The sequence below is a fragment of the Kitasatospora sp. NPDC088264 genome (genome assembly GCF_040685715.1).
Lineage (GTDB): Bacteria > Actinomycetota > Actinomycetes > Streptomycetales > Streptomycetaceae > Kitasatospora.
Genome location: NZ_JBFBIR010000034.1, coordinates 52,064 through 70,460, shown reverse-complemented (window position 1 = coordinate 70,460; position 18,397 = coordinate 52,064). Strand labels below are relative to the sequence as shown.

Genomic DNA, 18,397 nt, shown 5'->3' with positions numbered 1-18,397 from the left:
AAGGGCTGGTCAACCATCGGGACGCATACGGATCCGGCAAGGTGCGACGCTCGAACTCTGCGTCGAGCCTGGCCACGATCTGGCTCAGTTCACGGCGTGCAGCCGACGGCAGTGCATCGAGCATGGCTTGCACATTGTCCCGGCCCCCAAGCACATCGTGGCACGGGCAATCCGCCAACGGCACGTAGAGCCAGCGGCCGGGCTGGCGCAGGAACCGCTCGTACTGGCCGAGCGCCGAGCAGGAACAGCACGGTCACGCTGTCCAGACGCTCGAGTGCGTCGTGCCCGGGCCCCAGGTGTCGGGCGGCGCGGAGCAGCAGGGCGAGGGCGGCGGGTGCGGTGGCCGGGACCAGGGCGGCGAGACACAGGGACGTGCCCGTCACCAGGATGGCGGCGCTGTAGAGGAGGGCAGCGGTGCTCGGCGGGACGGCCTCCGGGGCCGGCACCCGGCGCCGCCTTCTCCACGTGCCCTGCCGATCCCCGGCAGGCAAGGCCCCGCACTCGGCGCACTCGAACGAAGACCTTGCCTGTCGCGTACAGCTACGGCCGCCCGGTCAGGACCAGGCCTGGCGGCCACCGGCGTGAACCGGACTCATCAACCACCGCTCTTGCGGCGGAAGTTGCGCTTGCCGCCCACCGCGCCGTGAGCGCCGTGGATCTTCGAGTCGCCACTCGGGCCGCCGGCCGCGCTATCGGACTTGGCGCCGTGCTTGCGCTCCAGAGCGGCGAGGAACCGGGCCTTGACGTCGTCCTGGGTGGCTGGCGCGGGGGCCTCGGCAGCCTCCGTGGCCTCCGGGCTCTCGGTGTTCTCCGGGTTCTCAGATGACTTCACGTCGCTGCTCATGTAGAACCTCTTCCTTGAGGGATGGTGGCGGTTGTTGACTTCACGCACACCATGTCATGCCCAAGCGCCCCACCTGCGGGTGGGTACCGATCCTGTACGGACAGAACCTGCGGTCGAGTGACGGTCGGGATGGCGGGGACCTCACCGGCCAGGGCGTCGAGATCGCCGAGTTGCTCGGGTCGGATGACGGCGCCGTCCAGCAGCTCGGTGGTCAGCCGCTCCTGGCCGCGGGCCATCGCCTCGGTGCAGCCGTCCTCGATCAGTCGCCGTAGCAGGCCGATGACGCCGCCGGTGCGGCGGAACAGGTACTCGGGCATGGCGCCGCAGGTGAGCATCCCCGGCTGGGCGCGAAGGAGGCACAGCTGATCCTCGATCCCGGCCAGGTGGTCGACGAGCGCGCGGATCTTGGCGGGGGTCGTGTACGCGAACGGATCGAGGTCGACGAGGTCGAAGCGGCGCTCGGTCTGGGTGGCGGCCGCAGGTTGTGGCTTCGGCCGCGCCGGATGTCGGGGACGATCAGCTGACTCGTGGCGGGGTCGATGGGCGACCGGGGCGAACGCGTCGCGGGTGCCGGGCATGGGCTCGGTGTGCGGGGCGAGCTGGCGGTGGACCTCGCGTCACAGGAACGGCCTGCTGCGGCAGTACTTCCCGAAGGGCACCGACCTGTCGGTCCACACCCCCGAACGGCTGGCCGCCGTCGCCGACCAGCTCAACCGCCGCCCACGCAAAACGCTCGGCTGGGAAACCCCAGCCGAGCGTCTGGCTAAACTCATCGCGGCCTAGACAACCGACCACGTGTTGCAACGACCGTTAGGAACCGCCAGGCATGGGGGCGGGCCTTCGACGTCGCCGGACGCCGTCAGCGGCGCGATCGGTCAGGAACCGGCGTCAGAAGCACTTGATCCTGCCGCAGTTGGGAACGGAGATCTTGTGCTGGGTGCCGGCCCTCCACTCCAGGTGCGGGATCAAGCCGATCCAGGTGAGCAGCCCGCCCAGTCCGATCTGGGCCAGGTTCTGGTCGGTCCACCAGATCGAGAGCGTTCCCGACTGGTTGATCTCCAGCCAGGCGTTGGTGTAGCCGGCGGTGCCGGAGGACCAGCAGGCCTGGTTGCCGACGCCGTAGACGAAGTTGCCGTCCGTCTGCATGGTCGCCCGGGTGCCGCAGCCGGCGCTGCCCGGAGCGCTCCACTCCTTCACCCGGCGCTCCTGCCCGAGTTCGTTGACCTCCGTGTACCAGAGCGCCAGTTCACCGTTGTCCTCCATCTTCAGGACGGTCCACTGGTCCGGGTTCCCGGTGGCCTCGAAGGTCTGGCCGCGGCAGATGGTGAAGTTCCTCCACATCCAGGAGCCCTGGCGCTCCGCGCCGGGGGGGCTGGAGGGCGCAGTCGGAGGACGGCTGGCCACCACCACCGGTGTTGCCGCCTCCGCCACCGCCTCCGCCACCGGTGTTGCCGCCGCCTCCTCCGGAGCCGCCGCCACCGGGGGTCGGGCCGTTCTGGACGTTGTCCAGGCGCCAGCGCTGCTTGTCGGAGCCGTCGCACCGCCACACCCCGAGCTGCTCACCGGCGTTGTTGGCGGTGAGGCAGCCACCGTCGGTGGCGCTGACGATCCAGTACCAGCCGTTGCCCGCGTCGCGGAAGGACCAGCGCTGGTTGGCGTTCCCCTGCTGGTTCTGCGTCAGGTGGGTGCGGTGGACGCCGGGGTTGTGGTCCATCACCATGCCCTGGCCCGGCGCGGCCTTGCCGTCCGTGAGGAGGGTCTCGACGATCCACTGGCCGTTGCCCGCGTCCCAGAACGCCCACCGCTGGGCGGCGTTGCCGTTGCCGCCCAGTGCCTTGATGGAGGTGCCGGAGGCGGTGTTGGCGCCGTCGAGGTCGGCGACCAGCCCGTTGTTGTTCGACCGGAGCGTGGCGACCTGGCTGCTGCCGATGTTCGGACCGACCACCGGACCGCCGGGCGACCCGCCGGAGGATCCGCCGCCGGGCTGCGGCTGCGGCTGCGGCTGCGGCTGCGGCTGGGGAGCGGACGGCCCCTGGGCCACGTTGTCGAGGCGCCACTTCTGGCGGTCGCTGCCGTCGCAGGGGCTGATGGCGAGGGCTTCGCCGGGGTTGTTGGCGGTGAGGCAGTTGTTGTCGGTGTCGCTGGTGATCCAGAACCAGCCGCCTCCCGCGTCCCGGAACGCCCAGTGCTGGTTGGCGTTGCCGTCCATGCTGCGGATCAGGTGAGTGCGGTGGTTGCCTGGGTCGTGGTCCATGACCATGCCCTGACCAGCCGCCGTCTTCCCGTCCGTCAGGAGGGTCTCGATGATCCACCGCCCGTTCGCGGTGGCCCAGAACGCCCAGCGTTGCGCGTCGTTGCCGTTCGCGCCGAGCGCCTTGATCGACGTACCGGAGTTGGTGCTCGCACCGTCCAGGTCCGCCACCATCCCGTTGTTCCCGGAGACGAGGGTGGAGACCTGCCCGGCTCCGACGCCGGGGTTGACCACCGGGCCGGTGCCCGGCTTCGGCGCCGGCTGCTGGGGCGCGCGGGGCGGGACGCTGCCCAGGCCCCAGCGCTGCGAGTCGGTCGCGTTGCAGTCCCAGATCTGCAGGGCGGTGCCGTTCGCGGAGTTGCCGTCGGTGACGTCCAGGCACCTGCCCGAGGCGGGGTTGACGAGTGAACTGTTGTCGCCCTGCTGCCAGTTCTGGGCAGGGGTGCCGTTGCAGGTGTACAGGCCGACCCGGGTGCCGCGGTTGGTGAGGCCCCCGGCCACGTCCAGGCACTTGTCGAACGCCTTCAGGGTGAAGACGCCGCTGCTCGCGGACGGCGTCCAGCGCTGGGAGCGGGTGTTGTTGCAGTCGTACAGGTCGATCGGGGTCTTGTCGGCCGTGTTGCCTCCGGTGACGTCCAGGCACTTGCCCGGGAACGCCGAGTAGACGGGCACCGAGCCGGCGTCACCGCCGCCGTCACTGCCGGTGGGGCCGGTCAGGCGGAACTTCTGGCGGTCGGAGCCGTCGCAGGTGCCGACCGTCAGCGGCTGGCCGGACGCGGACAGGGTCAGGCAGCCGCCGCCGTCACCGTTGGTGATCGTCGACCAGCCGTTCCCGGCGTCGGCGAACTTCCAGAGCTGGTTCGTCCGGTCCGCCGCCACCGCCTGGAGCTCGGTGCGGTGGGAGGCGGTGTCCTGCCCGAGGACCAGCCGCTCCTCCGGGCGGTTGCCGCCGTAGGTGAGCCGGGACTCGATCAGCCAGTTGCCGTTGCCCCGGTCCCAGAACGCCCAGCGCTGGGAGTCGGTCGAGTTGGGTTGCCACGCCTGGACGGGCGTGCCCACGGCGGGCACGCCGCCGCGTACGTCCGGCACCAGTTGGGCGTCGGCGGCGGAGACGATGCTGATCCCCTGGGTCGGCTCCGGCCGCGTACCGCCGCCGGGTCCGCTGGGCCAGCTCGGCCCGCCGGGGGTGCCTCCCCAGGAGGGCAGGCTGGGCAGCGGCGGGAAGCCGGGCAGGCCGATGGCGGGGAGCGCGGGCACGGACGGGCCGCCGCCGGGTGTGCCACCGCCACCGGGGTTGGGATCGCCGGGGCCGGGCGGGGCGTCGTCGTCGGCGGCCGGTTGGTTGGTGTCCGCCGGCTCGCACTTGTTCGGCTGTTCCGGGGCCTTGGGCGGATTGGCGGACGCGGCGGGGTCGTTCGGGAAGCCCGAGGTGGTCGGCCACGGCACGTTCGGCAGACCGGGCAGCGACGGCCACGGGATCGTCGGGAAGCCCGGGATCGACGGCCAGCTCCAGGAGGGCTGGTCCAGCAGCTGGGGCCACGGGACGGACGGGAACGACGGCGCGCCCGGCCACGTGACGGTGGGCATGGCGGGGTGGCCGGGGAACGGAACGGTCGGATTGCCGGGGACGGAGGGCCACTTGACCTGCGGGAACCCGGGGACGGTCGGCCAGGCGAGGCCCGGGTGGTCCGGGATCGCCGGGTCGGTGACCGCCGGGAGGCCGGGGACCAGGGCGGTGCCGTCGTCGTTCCCGTTGCCGGGCAGTGGCAGCACCGGCCACGGGACGTCGGCGTGTCCGGGCATCGTGGGCCAGGGGACGGTCGGGAAACCCGGCACGGAAGGCCAGGTGGCCTCGGGGTGGCCGCCGATCGTCGGCCACGGCAGGCTCGGCACGGTCGGGAACCCGGGCCAGCGGATCTCCGGCAGATCGGGGTGGCCGGGCATGGGGATGTTCGGGTAGCCGGGGACGGACGGCCAGGCGATGGCCGGATGCGCGGGCAGGGACGGCCAGGTCAGCTCGGGGTGGTCCGCCACGGTCGGCCACGGAGTGTCCGGGAATCCCGGAACGGCGTGACCGGGCCCGTTGCAGGGCATGGACAGCCGCCACCGCTGCCGGTCGGACCCGTCGCAGTCCTTCGTGGCCAGGCCGGCCCCGTCCGTCGAGGCGGTGAGGCAGGCCCCGGTGGACGCGGCGGTGATCTGGTACCAGCCGTCCACGTCGGCCGGGGCGAACCGCCAGCGCTGGCCCGGACTGCCGTCGGGCTTTCCGGTGGCGTCGTTCTCGATCGGGCGGATCGCCACCTGGTCGCCGTACGTGGGGAGGCCGAGCACGCTGCCCTGCCCTGCGGCGGTGGTGCCGTTGGTCAGTCCGGTCTCGATCACCCAGGTGTCGTCGGACTTCTGCCAGGTCGCCCAGTTCTGCTGCGGGGCACAGGCGGGTGCGGCCGCGCGCACCCCCGTGCCGGCGGCCGGTGAACCGCCCGTCACGTCGGCGACCAGGTTGCCGGAGGCCGAGGTGAGGACCGAGGTCCTGCCGTGCTGTGGTGCCGACGGGTCGGCACTCGCGGGTGTCTGCGCGGTGGTGGTGTCGGCCGCGGTGGTGGCGGCGGCCGGTACGGCCGCGACGCGGGGGAGCGGCGGAAGGCCCTGCGGACAGTGGTCCCGCCCGTTCTGACGGTCCTGGGGATTCGGTTCCAGCCGGAACCCGACGGGCAGGTGGTCGGACTGGGCGTGGTTGAAGTAGCCCTGAAGGAAGGCGCTGTAGTCCTGGGCTATGCCCGTCGGGTCACTGGCGACCATGTAGTCCAGTTCGCGCTTCCCCACTGGACTCGTCGGCCGGGTCTCCTGGCCGCTCGCTATCACACGCCACGTGGGATGTGTGGCGAGCGCCCCGGCGAGACTTCCGGGGGTGCGGTTGAAGTCGCCCATGACCGCCCACTTCTGCCCCGGCTTCGCCGCGTCGAGCGCGTCGAGCAGGTCGACCGCGTCCTTGCCGCCACCGGTGAGGGGATGGGCGCTGTAGAGCCAGGTGTCGCCGATCTTGATCCCGAGCATGGGCTTCGGGTAGGAGCCCCTCTTGTCGAACTTGCCGCGGCGGCCGATCACGTCGACCTGGGTCTGATCGTGGACGTCCAGGTCCTGGTAGGCCAGGAAGGCGAGATGGGTGTTCTGACTGCCGGTGTTGAGGAAGTAGACGTAGGCGTCACGCGCACCCGGGGCGAGGGCCTGGAACCGGTGCTTGCACACCCAGTACTCGTTGGGAGCCTGCCCTCGGACGCCCTCGTCCCGGTCGAAGGCCCCGCAATCCACCTGGAGGTTCACCGGGATGTATTGGTAGCCGTCGGCGCCGGCGCCCGTCACACTGTCCGAAACCTCCTGGAGGGCCACCGCCTCCCGCCCCGGCAGGAGGTACTTCAGTGCGATCGGCCAGTTCCTCTCCGCCTTCTGCATGTTCCAGGTCGCCACGATGCGGTCGGCCACTGCGGCGGACGCCGACGAGGTGAGCACCGGGAGGAACTGCACCAGCGTGGCGAGCAGGGCCAGGATCAGTACGCCCGTCACACCCGATGCCCGAGGCCGAGTGAGGAACGGTGGTTTCACCGGGTTTCGTACCGGCCGTGGTGGGCTGTGGTGCTCGAACATGCCGTCCTCACATCGCGGGAACTGGACCGGCTCCCGCGGGACGCCGTTCGCCGACCGGCATCGAACCAGGCGGAGATATACGCGGCATAAACGGCCGAACGACGGCGCGCCGGGGCGTGTGAGGGTGCGTCGGAGAATCCAGGGGCTCCGGGGCCTGCGGCGCCGCAACCCACGAAGGCCCGCCCGCAGTTCCAGGACTGATGTCCAGGTGGTGGCCCGTGCCCCGCGAGGGCACGGGCCACTGCGGTCAGGCCCGCTAGCGGCGGTCCTCCTCGACCGAGCCACGTAGACCACTGCCGTCCCGGACATCCGGGATGATCCGTCGGCGGCAGCGGACCTACCTCGGGTAGGGTGCGGGATCGGCTGCAATGCGTAACGGGGACCCTTCGCAGCACTTCGCCCCGCCGAGCAACCGCTCGACGGGGCGAAGTAGTCAGGCCCCCGGATTAACCAACTGCGTCCGATTCGAGCGCGAGGGGCCTCGGCCTGTCGCCAGTCGGTCTGCGCTCCCCCCGTGGTCATCACACTGTCGTACAGCGCGGCACCGGGGCCGTACAGCGGACGGCGCGCGGCCGTGCGGCTGAACGGAGCCGACCGTTCCCGTGTCAGGTTCCCGAGGCCAGCGCGCCGACCCGCAGTTGCGCGAGCAACGGCAGCACGTTCTCCTGGTCGCCGTCGGCGGTGAGGACGAGGAGTGCGCTGATCAGCACGTGGGCCATGTCGGCGATCGTCTGCAGGTCCGCCGGGCGCTCGGACCACAGGCGCAGTGTCTGGGCGAGGAGTTTGGCCATTCGGGTGCCGGTGTCGGTCCGCATGCGGGTGACGGCGTCGTCCAGTTGGTCGGCGGGCAGGCCGTCGTGGACGCCGTGGGCGGCGGCGAGCAGGGTCTGGAGGGCCATGTCGGCGTAGTCGGCGATGGCGGCCTGTAGGGGTTTTTCTCCGGGGCTGCCGGCGGCCAGGCTCCCTACGGAGCCAACATCCACAGCCACGACCCGGACACCTGGAGCGTCGTGGCCTGGGCCCAAGTCAGCAACGACGGATTCTGCGGTGTGTCGGGCCCGGGCGACAGGCACACCTACACCACCGGAGGCACCTCCGGCACGCCGACGCCCGGCGGCTGCTGATTCGGGTCGGTGCGTCAAGGGCCACCCCGGCTGGAGCGACCACCTGACGTAGCGGCCTGGCCTCGAGTGAACACCGGCCCCGACGTGAGGAGGCCCCGGGCACCGTAGCCGTCCGGGGCCGCACCCAGGGAAGCGGCCTTGTCGGCCGTCCTCGTAGTCCCCTTCAGCGGCCAGGCGCCGGTCCAGGTCACCAACCCACTCCTGCGCCCACGTCCGCAGGCCGGCGATCGCGTCGCCGTCGAGGCCGTACGCGGCGAACTCGGCGTCGTCGATCCAGTCCGCGCCGGCCAGGCGGTCACGCAGCTCGGTCAGGTCGAAGGTATCGCGGGCGTGGCAGCGTCCGAGGTCTTCCAGATCGCGGTGGCTGAACCAGCGGGCGGCGGCCTGGACGTCGATCAGGTCACGGGCGTAGCCGCGGTCGGCGAGGGCGCGCATCTTGGTGCCGACGACGTCGTCGACGCGCAGGACGGGGCCGAACTCCAGTTGGACGGCGGGCTTCCAGAGGTGTTCCTTGAGGACGTCGACCTCGCAGCTCTCGCCGGTCTCGGGGTCGGTGACGACCAGGCGGCCCGACAGGGGGACGACCTCGACCTCGTGGACCTGCCATCCCCGCTCGGTCAGGCCTGCGGTGAGTGCTTCGGCGATCTCTTTCATCGCGGCCGGGTGCTCGGTCGCGACGTCCAGGTCCTGGCTGAGCCGGTCGGCCAGTCCGTGGGCCTGGACGGCGTAGCCGTCGGTCAGCACAAGCTGGTAGGGGGCGCCGACGGCGAGGACGTCGGCCAGCAGGCGCCGGTGGAGCGGGGTCAGTCTCACGCCGCGGCGGCGGGGCGGGCTGCGATCGCGAGCTCGGTGAAGGCGGTCTCCCACACCGTGTGGACGGCGGGGCCGACCAGTGTCCTCAGCACCGGCCGCTGTGCCACGAGGAGGCCGGCGTCCAGGAGCTGTGGAAGGTCCTCTCGCATGCCCTCGTTCAGCACGATCCGGTACAGGCCCATTCGCTGCCGCGGCTGTTCCAGGTCGAAGGTGCGAAGGCCCGACCATGCGAGGTGCAGCGGAAGCTCCACCCGGCCGGCCGTCGGCCCTTCCAGTTCCCCGAGGGAGCGCGGAAGGCGGGCGGCCGGTTGCCCGGAACGGCTGTCGGCGGAAGCAAGCGGCGTCATGCAGACGATTTTCCCCCTCCTTCCCGGCCGGTCTGCGGGCACCCGGGCATGGGACTACTGATACCAGGCGTCTCCACCCTCGGCGAGTGAGCGTCCAAGGTAGTCCCGCAGGTCACGGGCCGCCCAACGGCGGCTGTCGGTCTCGTGCTCCCAGACGAAGACGTCCGGCCTCCGTGGCGTCCGCACGAAGGCGAACTGGTCGCCGCCACCGTTGTCCCCGAAGAACAGAAGAGCGTCGAACGGCATGTACAGCTGGGCGAAGGAGCCGTCCGACCGGAAGTAGATGTTCTGCTCGACGATCTGCTCGATGCTCCAGACGGTGTCCACGCCGGTCTGCCCGACGATCCCGTTGCTCTCCAGCAACAACTGCTTTAGCCCGGCCGGCAGCTCCTCCCCGAGCTTCCGCTCCGCCTCGGCGAGGACTGCCTCGTCGGTGGGATCCCTGAAATCGGCGTCGGGGAACACGTCACGGGCGACTTGTCTCCACATGACCGGAAGCGTAGCTATCCCGGACGACAAGCTCACGCGGGACGAACCGCGCTCAGCGACAACCCGGTGTGGGACGCCACCCCTGGCTCGTCACCGGAACGACAACCTTGGATAGATTCGCGACCGCTTCGAGGCGGCTCGGCCTTGGTCCGGTTTATGAAACCTGCGCAGGTCAGAGCTGTGTGGAATGGTCGGAGCAGGTCAAATCTGCCGGTCCGGGTCGGAGAAGGTCAGGCCGGCGGCGAGCGGGCGCCGCGCCGGGGCGGGCGCTGGCGCGGTCTCGCCAGGCGGCTGGCGGAAGTCCGCGCCCTGCTCCACTGGCAGCAGCTGGCGCCCGCCGGACTGGGCAGGCGCGGGAGCGTCGGCGGCGGGCTCGGAGAATGCGGGCAGCCCGAGGCTGCGGCGGTTGGCGGTCATGATGACAGTCTCGCAGGACCAGCCAACTCCCGGACGCAGCCGGTGGAGATCGGGAGTGGCCATGGCGGGCGCGGCCCTGCGACCGGCCGGCACCCGATACCGTGGTGCCGAGAGGCAGAGGCAGGAGGAACCCCGATGAGCCTCCAACCCATGTACCATCACCACCCACCGCAGCCCCGAGTGCCGCGCATCCCCGACGGCATCACCGCCGCCCTGCAGGGCGGGCGCCGGATTGAGTTCTACCGCGAACTCGGCCAGGCCCCCATCGACCAGGCCGAGCAGGTCCTCAACCGCTGGTGGTGCGAGGCCGAAATGGACACCGACCCCGACCAGGACCGCATCATCGCCGCCGCCCGCAACGCCACCCTGCCCACCACCATGGCCGACGTCCTACGGCTGCGCCGTGAGCGGGGCGGGGACCTGCCGGGTGAGTGACGAAGAGCCGGACGGCCTGTGGCCGGTCCTGCCGTCCGAAGCCGTCCAGGACGCCCTGTCCGATCCCGGCCTGCCGGTCGACCTGCTCTCCGCGATCGTCGCGATCGCCGAGAACCCATGGCTGCCGGAGAGCAGCGCCCGCGACAGCGCCGGCGACTGGCGTCGACTCCCGATCCCCCACGGACGCGGCCTGGCCGAGTACGTCATCGACACTCACAGCCACCTCGTACACCTCACCCGCATCATTCCCCTCTGACGGGCCGCCGCCTCGCCGCCCGAACCTGCCTCGCGCCGATCGCTGGCGCGGACGGCCGAGAGGCCGCCGGATTCCTGGTCACGGCCGTGAGGCAGGAGCCAGAAGACGCGCGGACGGGGCTGCTGTCCGAGGCGCGCGTTAACCTGCCAAGGCCCCAAGAAGGCACTGGAGGCCGTCACCCTGCGGGGTGACGGCCTCCAGGCCTTCAGTCCAGGGATTGCCCTGGCAGGCGCAGGGACTCGGAGGAGGTTCTGCTCTCCGGTTCCGCCGCCGGATTCAGCGGGCCGACGCGGTGGAGACGGCGGCGCGAACCCGCACGACGGTAGTCTCCGGGCGGCACACCGGATCGGGCCTCAGTGGGCGTTTAGTGTGGGCTAATTGCACCTTATGCCCTAGTAGGTTCCTCGCCAGGTTGGTGTGCTTTCGTCCGCTATGCGCTTGGTGAGGTTGTCGATCGAGGCGACGTGGATCATGGCCTCGGAGCTGGCCGGGAGGGTCTCGTAGTCGCGGGCGAGGCGCCGCCGCAGCATGATCCACCCGAGACTCCGTTCGACCACCCACCGCCTTTTCGCAACATGGAATCCAGGGATGTCGGACTTCCGGTGGACGACTTCGACGTCGATTCCGAGGCCGGCTCCATGCTCGACCATGGCGTTCTTGAAGCCGGTGTCGACCCAACTCTTGGAGATGCTCGGACAGGTCTTCTTGGCCTGATCAAGGAGCTGTATTCCCACGGCGTTCTCGGACAGGCTCGCGGCAGTGACGACCACGGCGAGGATCAGGCCGATCGTGTCAGTGAGGATCCCCCGCTTCCGACCGACGATCTTCTTCGCGGCGTCGGTTCCCTGGCTGGTCACGGGCACATTGGTGGAGGTCTTCACACTCTGGGTGTCGATCACCGAGGCAGTCGGCTCGGGCTTGCGGCCTTCCTTCACCCGGGCCAGTCCGGTGAGACCGTAGTTCAGCTGGGCGAAGATTCCCTCGTCGCGCCACGCGGCATAGTAGGCGTAGACGGTGCCGTGGTTGGGGAAGTCGTGTGGAAGGTATTTCCAGGGGATTCCGGTTCGGTTGACGTAGAGGATCGCGTTGAAGACGTCGCGCAGGTCGACTTTCGCCGGCTGTCCGGTGGGCCTGCGGTCGAGCCGGGCCTTTCTCCAGGCCGTCAGAGTCGGCTCTATCAGGGCCCATCGGGTGTCGGACAGGTCGCTGGGGTACGGCTTGCCCTGGGCCATGACACAGCGTCAGCAGCAACAAGCCGGAGGATGCCGTTCCGCTGCTGATCGGGCGATTCCATGACGTCTACAGACCAGACGGACTTCGAGCAGCTGGAAGCCGTCCGCACGGCCAACACCGCGCTGCGCCCGTGCTGGACGTGCCGGGGCTCGATCGGCGGGAAGGAGGGCTCGAAGCTGGAGCTGCGGGAGAAGGCCGGCCCCGACCGGCTGGAGCGCCCGGGGTGCGTGCAGGCCCGCACCGCAAAGGACCTGGGTCTGTTGGTGCTGCCCGCTCCGAACAAGCGGGAGCTGGTGACCGCGTTGGTGTCCGCTCCGGACGATCCGTGGTGGGAGGTGCGGGTTTTGCACGTCAGGCTCTATCCGGTTCGGGACCGTGGGGTGTGACTGCTGCTGCCCTCACCTGCGCCGTGGGTCCGTGCATGGCGCGTCCCGTCGCCTGGTCGTGCCTGCCCAGTCTCACTGATCATGGCGGTGGCGCTCGTGCTGGGCTGAGGCTCGTGTCGAGCGGCACCAAAGAGTGCAGTACCGCAGGGAACAGTGCAGTAGGTAGTTCAGTGCCGCGCGGAAGAGTGCAGTCGGCTGGACTTTCGCCAACGTCTCCGCTGGTCAACGGACTTTCCGCCTCATCAGCGGACCGCCCGTCCGCCAGCGCGGGTCGAACCTTGCTCATCGGCTTGCGCCCTTCCGCGCGGTCGACGGCACCCGGCCCACCGCACGAAACAGTGCAGTCCGCAGGTCAGCGGGCTGCCGACTGCACTCTTCCGCGCCGCTCAACAGCTCGCCAGGTTTCATGAGACGGATCGGGGATGCCAAGCTCAGGGATCATGGCATTTCTTGACTGGCGCCATCGGTGTCGTCCCCGGGTGAGTTTGACCGCATCCCGTTTGGGGCACGACGTGCTCTCACGCGCGGTTGTCGCGCTCACGTGGGAGGCACGTGTCCGACGGCGGTTCCCACACGAGTCCTTCCGCCTCCAAACTGTCGATGATCCACTTCCGGCCAGTCTCCCCTGCCACTGCCCAGGTGTATTCCATACAGCGGCGCCGCTTCCGGCGGAGCCTCCACAGCCTCGTTCGCCCACGAGGCCCTGCCAGGTTGTGCACGAGGTCGGCAAGCCACCCGATGCAGACGACGTAGTCATCGCCCATCCACTGGTAGAAGGGCTGTCGCCGCCGGGCCATAGCGCGAATCTGAATCACAGCGAGGTACGTCAGGGCCGCAGCGGCCTCGTCATCATCTACCGCCTTCATAGCGAGTCCCCTCTCCTCCAAGCCGCCGAGTCCCACCCTGCCAAACTCCAGTGGCAGGAAACTACCGGTCGTCAACGCTCAGTGGCGAACGGTCAGGGTCCAGTGACGCCGGACAGAGTGGTTCGCCACCGGCCAGGCTCGCCGAGACTCCGCCAACGCCCAGTGCGAGCCCGGGACCGCGACCGGCAGGGCCAGACGTCCTTTGAGCGGGCGTGTGCTCACCGGGTGAGACCCACGTCAGGGAGGGCTTGGAGGGGGGTAGGCCGGATGGTTCGTGCCGGATGTGGTCCGGTAGGCGCGGTGCTTTCGTGGCTGGCAGCAGGTGGCGCCGGCCGCCCGACACCTCTCACCCGAAGGATGGACGTTCATGCCTGCTGCGCGTAGGGCCACGGTCGCTGCGGTACTTCTCGCCACGGTCGCCTTCACTCTTCCCGCTGCCGCCACCAGCGCGGACGCCGCGGAACCGGGGGTGACATGCGATGACGGCGTCGATACCGGCACGTTCTTTCCCGGGCTGGATGACGTTCCGAAGGACGAGGTCGTCACCCACGCCGAGGTGGGCGGAAACTGTTCGGGGTCCACCGCCGAGGGTCTGACCTCGTTCACCGGCAGCTTCACCGGCATCTCCTGTGGCGGCCCTCACGGGTCGGACTCCCTCGGGTCGGGCACCGAGATTCTGACCTGGAACGACGGTTCGACCTTGACCTGGCAGTTTGACGGACCCTACCTGGACCATTCCCCCAGCGGGATGTACATCGATTACGGCGGCCGGGTCACCGCCAGCCGCTACCAGGGCCTGAGTCTCAACTCTCGTCTGAGTTGGCAGAGCTCAACCCGAGCAATAGTCAATACCTGTGGATGGCTTGGTCATGGCCGCGGGTTGGTTCCCCGGATGGCCTGCCAGCCGGAGTGCGGGGCAGCCGAGGTCAGGAGTTGTACTCCTGTGCCCCGGAGAGTCGCCAGCCCGGTGTGGACGGGGTCGAGTTCGTCGACGGATCGTCCGAAGTAGGCGAGGATCTGCGTCAGCTCCAGGTCGATGGCTTCTGCCGAGTCGCGGATGTGGTCGAAGCGGGCGCCGCGACGGACCGGGCCGAGGATGCAGCGCACCGTGGCCATGGCCTCAGCCGAGTTCACGATGGTGACCTGGTCGATCTGCAGTTCCACCTCGGCTGTGTGGCTGCCAGGGCTGAGGAGCTCGGTCACGCCGCCACCTCGGTGCGCTCGACCAGGGCGCTGTTCTCGAACCTGCCGCCGGCGCGGACCACGGCGACCAGGTGGGCGCCGGTGATCGCGCGCCAGCGGTCCAATCCAAGGTGGCACCCACCCACAACTGGTTCACCCTCCTCGACGTCGGAGACTTCGGCTGGCGCTTGGTCCACGGATATCTCGACGGCGCTCAAGGGGAGAATTATTCCATTTTCAAGCCGTACGACTGCATCGGCATGGATACCAGCGGTTACTTGCCCGCACAGGTATGGGGTTCCCAAAAGATGGCCCCGAATGTTCTCTTCCTCGGCAAGGCCCCCTGGCCGAAGTAGGACGTGAACTTGGGCCCTGCCTCCGGAAGCGTGAATATGGACGGATGGTGATGTCGTCAGCGAGTGTGCAGGATGCGGTGCCGCAGGAGGTCCTGGACGGCGGCGTAACGCTCGCGGGTCCGTCGCACGATGAGGCGATGCGGATAGCTCCTGGGTTCGGCCGGCTCGGCTCGTGACCTCGCCTCGTCCGAAAGGCGCCCACCGCGTTCGGCCTCCCTGCACCCAGGTGTTCGCTACCGGGGCGGGCGCCGTTTGAACGGCACGACGTTGGGGCCATCGGTCGTGAGTTCGTCGCGCAGGCTCTGGTTCTCCAGAGTGAGCTGGTTGACCACGCAGACCATGGCGGGAACGTCGACCCGGAGCTGGCTGAGCTCCTTGTTCTTCGCGGCGACGGTCTTCTTCAGCTTGGCGATCGTGGCCCGCGAGCGGGCTTCGGTGTCCAGGACGGCACCGCGCGTGCTCGTAGAACTCGTTGCGCAGGTCCGGGTGGCCTTGCACGCCGAAGGCATGAGCCCCAGCCGTCCCAGCCCGTCGGCGCCGGGTTCACCACTGTTCCAGGAACGCACGCAGCTCGTCGCGCTGACGGGCTTCGTCGGCGACGACGGCAGCCAGAACACGTCCCTGCGCCGGCCCAGGGGAGCAGCTGCATGATCTCTGCTGTCGTGGGTACCGTCTGAGTTAGCAGTCGTGGATCCGAAGTACCGCAGCACCGGCAGTCGGAGGACCAGGGCGATCACCTCAACCCCAGGGGTACGCACCAGCGCGTATCTCGTCCCCGACCAGGGAGCAGCAGCATGGCCACCGGCACCGTGAAGTGGTTCAACGCCGAGAAGGGCTTCGGTTTCATCGAGCAGGACGGCGGCGGCCCGGACGTCTTCGCCCACTACTCCAACATCGACTCGCAGGGCTTCCGTGAGCTCCAGGAGGGCCAGAAGGTGACCTTCGACGTCACCCAGGGCCAGAAGGGCCCCCAGGCCGAGCACATCCGCCCCGCCTGACGTTCGCAGCACGACGCCCCGTACCGGTCTGGTGCGGGGCGTTCGTCATGCTCGGACCTGGTCGTGCCGGTCAGCCGGCACGCGGCGCAGCAGCTGGGCGGCGAGGCGCCACGCCGGGCCCGGGTCGGCGGGGCGTCCTGGCGCTACAGGTGCGGACCGACCATCAACACGGTGACCGTGCCATCCCTCTCGGCGTCGCCCTGGTGACCGTCGGCGTCGAGGTGGTCGTAGGTCCAGAACAGGCGCCAGGCGCTGGCACCCAGGTCGACGTACGACGTCCACGCCCGGCACCCGCCGTGGCAGGCCGGGGTGGCGGGGGTCGGCGGCCCGCACCTGTAGGGCGCGGCAGCTGACCGGTGCGCTGCGCGAGTCGGTGGAGCAGGTGCGCACCGCCGTCCTGGTGCTGGCCGAGCGGATGCGCAGCGCTGCACGCTGCTTTTCTGTCCTCGACCTGGCCGGTCGAGGACATGCGGACCCGCCTGGCGCGGCGGGCGGTGCGGGCCGAGTTGTCGGCCGTGGACGACAACCGGGTTCCCCAAGGACGGCAAGGCCTCGCCCGGGGTCGCCCGGCAGTACTCCGGCTCCCCCGGCACCGCGCCGCTGCCTGGCGATGGGCACCGCTAGGATCCGGGAGACGTCAGGGGACGGCGGACGGAGTCAGGGCATGGGCAGCGCGGACGAGGCAGCGGTCAAACGGAAGTTGGGGATCGAGACCTGGCGGAGCATGTCCAAGAACAAGGTGCTCAAGTTCGCGGCCGCGATGCCTGAGATGGCCACCGGGGTACGGCTCAAGCTCATCGAGCAGTTCCCCGCCTTCAAGGACCTGGGCAAGGCCGACATCGATGCGGTCAAGGAGGCCCACAAGTCCACGCTCGCGGCCAACGAGAACAGCCAGGAGCACTTCTACCGGGCTTCGCAGGACCAGCGGGACGCCCTGCGGGCCGACCTCGGTCGGGACGACCTCAGCTGGGAGCAGCGGGAGGCCCTCCACGACCGTCTCGACCGGAACGTGCGGCAAGTGTCTGAGAAGGACAGCGAGAGCAAGCAGTTCCTGGGGACAGGGATGAAGGTGGTGGCAGCCGCCGGTGCGGCCGCTCTCGCACTGAGCGTGGTCTTCGTCGGCGGCAAGGTCGGTGGTGCGAGCGAGGGTGGTTCCGAGGGGGCCCAGCAGGACTAGCTAGCGCTGGGCGGCTGAACCACCCGGTCTCTCCAGCGCACGCCTGCCACCTGGCGGCCCCCGGGTCGCGGCGAGGCGCAGCACGGCCGCGCCCGGGAACCTCGGGGGTGCGTTCCGTGCGGGCCCGGCCGGTGGGAGGCCAGCAGCGCCGGGGTCACGGCGCTGCTGCTCTGCTCGGCGCCCTGGTGGTGCTGTGGCGGGACCACCGTGGCGGGAATGCTAGACCTGTCTCCCGCCCGGGAATAGGGCTGCGACCTGCGGGGGCGGAGCACTCCGCGGCCCACCCGGGCGATGCGGCAGGCCGCGACGGCGGCCCGGTAGCCAACCGTACCCGGCGGAGCGGGAGGGCAGCAGGCGCGCCCGGCCGGGGGTGGGGAAGACCGAAGGGGAAGGGACGGAGACCTGGCTCGCGGGCTGGCGGGGCATCGTGGCGCTACAGGTGCGCCGTACGTGAACTCCTCGAGGCAGGAGCCCACGCTGAGGTGCGGCAGCAGTAGCGCCCACAGACCGCTTTCACGGAGGCGCGGGCAGAGCCGATTCCAGGAGGCGCCAACAACGCCTTCGACGGCGCCGCTGGTCGCGACTCCAGCTACGAGGGGAATGGCGTAACAATCTCCGAGAGCGGGAGGACTCCGGCGACTACCACCGCCCGCGCGGAGCTCTCGGCGGCCAGGCGCCCTATGAACGGCTCAAGCAGAAGATCCCGACGAGGCTTCGGCGGGTGCACATTTAGCCGTTGACGGCGTAGACGCGGACCGGGTCTTTCCCGCTGGTCAGGTGGAACCGGGCGGGGTCCGTGTTGACCGCCTTGGCGATCTCGCCGTCCCGCCAGTTGGACGGATCGAGCGCGAGGTACTGCGCACCGCTGCGGCGCAGGTCGGCGTGGAGGGCGTCGAGGTCGTCGGTGGCCGTGACCTGGACAAGTTTGCGTTCCATCTTGAGGCCGATGAGCGGCAGCCGGATGTCCGGTCCCTGGTCCGTGATCGCGATGACCGATCCGTGGGGCAGGCTCCGCACGTGGCCGAACGTGTTCCACGGCCAGACCTGGTCCTGCTGCTTGCGGCGGTGGCGCATCAGGTCGATCGTCTCGTTCACGGTGTAGTAGTGCGGCGCGATCTCCGTCGCCGACACGTGGACGGGTTCGGTTGTCTTCCACATCGAGTCGGCGCTGGTCCCTGCCAGGCCGAACCCGATGGCCACCGCGACCGCCCACCGGACGTATCCCGCCGCACCCACCGGCCGCTCCCTGGTCCCGGTGATCCAGGTCAGGAACACCGCGAGGAAGACACCGCCGAGGATCGTCAGGTGGATCGTGTAGCGCGCCCACCACGGGCCCGGGCTGCGCGGCGCTTGCTCTTGCCTTTGCGGCGCGAGGTCACAATCTCGTCGCTCGTGGGCGTTGCGAGGGGCCGGCCGCTTGTGGGCGTGCCGCATCTCCTCAATGTGTGTGACCACGTCGGCCGGTGTCGTGTTCGGCTGATGGTGTGGCGTCGAGCTTCGGTCAGTCAACCCGTGTTCGACGTGTCGCGGGTGCCGGTTCACCCGTTTCGGCGCCGTTGCTCAGGAAGTCCCCGTCCCTGC

The 18,397-nt window shown here is 69.9% G+C and carries 17 protein-coding genes and 2 pseudogenes; 7 read left to right on the top strand and 12 right to left on the bottom strand.

Annotated elements, in window-relative coordinates; translation table 11 throughout:
• Positions 1–595: 595 nt before the first annotated feature.
• Positions 596–844, bottom strand: coding sequence for a DUF5302 domain-containing protein (locus AB0O82_RS24535; RefSeq protein ID WP_363586091.1), 249 nt, complete (start codon positions 842–844; stop codon positions 596–598).
• The gene (locus tag AB0O82_RS24530) at positions 841–1,422 is read right to left on the bottom strand and encodes a hypothetical protein (RefSeq protein WP_363586090.1); all 582 of its coding nucleotides are present in this window, start codon (positions 1,420–1,422) and stop codon (positions 841–843) included. The genes AB0O82_RS24535 and AB0O82_RS24530 overlap by 4 nt, the downstream gene beginning before the upstream one ends.
• A gap of 16 nt (positions 1,423–1,438) precedes the next feature.
• On the opposite strand from AB0O82_RS24530, the pseudogene AB0O82_RS24525 reads away from it, so the two are divergent.
• Positions 1,439–1,627, top strand: a pseudogene (locus AB0O82_RS24525) (IS30 family transposase); the annotation flags it as partial.
• A gap of 105 nt (positions 1,628–1,732) precedes the next feature.
• Here AB0O82_RS24525 and AB0O82_RS24520 read toward each other — a convergent pair.
• The 6 genes and pseudogenes from AB0O82_RS24520 to AB0O82_RS24495 form a co-directional block, all read right to left on the bottom strand.
• A complete protein-coding gene (locus AB0O82_RS24520) occupies positions 1,733–2,107 on the bottom strand; it encodes a hypothetical protein (protein ID WP_363586089.1) in 375 nt (124 codons plus the stop codon).
• Positions 2,091–6,656: an RICIN domain-containing protein gene (locus tag AB0O82_RS24515; RefSeq protein WP_363586088.1), complete on the bottom strand. Its 4,566-nt coding sequence runs from the start codon at positions 6,654–6,656 to the stop codon at positions 2,091–2,093. Before AB0O82_RS24515 ends, AB0O82_RS24520 begins: the two co-directional genes overlap by 17 nt.
• Positions 6,657–8,032: 1,376 nt before the next feature.
• Positions 8,033–8,674, bottom strand: a pseudogene (locus AB0O82_RS24510) (nucleotidyl transferase AbiEii/AbiGii toxin family protein); the annotation flags it as partial.
• Entirely contained in the window at positions 8,671–9,021 is a 351-nt protein-coding gene (locus tag AB0O82_RS24505) for a transcriptional regulator (RefSeq protein ID WP_363586087.1), read from the bottom strand. The pseudogene AB0O82_RS24510 and the gene AB0O82_RS24505, both read right to left, overlap by 4 nt.
• Before the next feature lie 54 nt (positions 9,022–9,075).
• Positions 9,076–9,510 (bottom strand): SMI1/KNR4 family protein, encoded by a 435-nt coding sequence (locus AB0O82_RS24500; RefSeq protein WP_363586086.1) that lies wholly within the window; start codon positions 9,508–9,510, stop codon positions 9,076–9,078.
• A 201-nt stretch (positions 9,511–9,711) separates the two neighbouring features.
• Positions 9,712–9,927 carry a hypothetical protein gene (locus tag AB0O82_RS24495; RefSeq protein WP_363586085.1) on the bottom strand — a complete coding sequence of 72 codons (216 nt, stop codon included), beginning with the start codon at positions 9,925–9,927 and terminating at the stop codon, positions 9,712–9,714.
• Positions 9,928–10,062: 135 nt separating this feature from the next.
• On the opposite strand from AB0O82_RS24495, the gene AB0O82_RS24490 reads away from it, so the two are divergent.
• Positions 10,063–10,362, top strand: coding sequence for a hypothetical protein (locus AB0O82_RS24490; protein WP_363586084.1), 300 nt, complete (start codon positions 10,063–10,065; stop codon positions 10,360–10,362).
• Positions 10,355–10,618, top strand: a complete 264-nt coding sequence (locus tag AB0O82_RS24485; RefSeq protein WP_363586083.1) for a hypothetical protein — start codon at positions 10,355–10,357, stop codon at positions 10,616–10,618. The genes AB0O82_RS24490 and AB0O82_RS24485 overlap by 8 nt, the downstream gene beginning before the upstream one ends.
• Positions 10,619–11,010: 392 nt before the next feature.
• Here AB0O82_RS24485 and AB0O82_RS24480 read toward each other — a convergent pair whose 3' ends face one another.
• Positions 11,011–11,850 carry an IS5 family transposase gene (locus AB0O82_RS24480; protein ID WP_363586082.1) on the bottom strand — a complete coding sequence of 280 codons (840 nt, stop codon included), beginning with the start codon at positions 11,848–11,850 and terminating at the stop codon, positions 11,011–11,013.
• A gap of 60 nt (positions 11,851–11,910) precedes the next feature.
• On the opposite strand from AB0O82_RS24480, the gene AB0O82_RS24475 reads away from it, so the two are divergent.
• Complete coding sequence (locus AB0O82_RS24475) at positions 11,911–12,237, top strand: hypothetical protein (RefSeq protein WP_363586081.1); 327 nt, start codon at positions 11,911–11,913, stop codon at positions 12,235–12,237.
• Positions 12,238–13,970: 1,733 nt separating this feature from the next.
• Here the strand turns inward: AB0O82_RS24475 and AB0O82_RS24470 are convergent.
• On the bottom strand, positions 13,971–14,306 hold the full coding sequence (locus AB0O82_RS24470) for a hypothetical protein (protein WP_363586080.1): 336 nt from the start codon (positions 14,304–14,306) through the stop codon (positions 13,971–13,973).
• A gap of 110 nt (positions 14,307–14,416) precedes the next feature.
• On the opposite strand from AB0O82_RS24470, the gene AB0O82_RS24465 reads away from it, so the two are divergent.
• On the top strand, positions 14,417–14,641 hold the full coding sequence (locus AB0O82_RS24465) for a hypothetical protein (RefSeq protein WP_363586079.1): 225 nt from the start codon (positions 14,417–14,419) through the stop codon (positions 14,639–14,641).
• Between the two features lie 233 nt (positions 14,642–14,874).
• Here the strand turns inward: AB0O82_RS24465 and AB0O82_RS24460 are convergent, their stop codons facing one another.
• The gene (locus AB0O82_RS24460; RefSeq protein ID WP_363586078.1) at positions 14,875–15,150 is read right to left on the bottom strand and encodes a hypothetical protein; all 276 of its coding nucleotides are present in this window, start codon (positions 15,148–15,150) and stop codon (positions 14,875–14,877) included.
• 285 nt (positions 15,151–15,435) lie between these two features.
• Between AB0O82_RS24460 and AB0O82_RS24455 the strand changes: the two genes are divergently transcribed.
• Both AB0O82_RS24455 and AB0O82_RS24450 read left to right on the top strand, forming a co-directional pair.
• The gene (locus AB0O82_RS24455; RefSeq protein ID WP_363586077.1) at positions 15,436–15,639 is read left to right on the top strand and encodes a cold-shock protein; all 204 of its coding nucleotides are present in this window, start codon (positions 15,436–15,438) and stop codon (positions 15,637–15,639) included.
• Between the two features lie 664 nt (positions 15,640–16,303).
• Positions 16,304–16,816 carry a hypothetical protein gene (locus tag AB0O82_RS24450; protein ID WP_363586076.1) on the top strand — a complete coding sequence of 171 codons (513 nt, stop codon included), beginning with the start codon at positions 16,304–16,306 and terminating at the stop codon, positions 16,814–16,816.
• 729 nt (positions 16,817–17,545) lie between these two features.
• Here the strand turns inward: AB0O82_RS24450 and AB0O82_RS24445 are convergent.
• A complete protein-coding gene (locus AB0O82_RS24445) occupies positions 17,546–18,271 on the bottom strand; it encodes a hypothetical protein (RefSeq protein ID WP_363586075.1) in 726 nt (241 codons plus the stop codon).
• Positions 18,272–18,397: the final 126 nt, after the last annotated feature.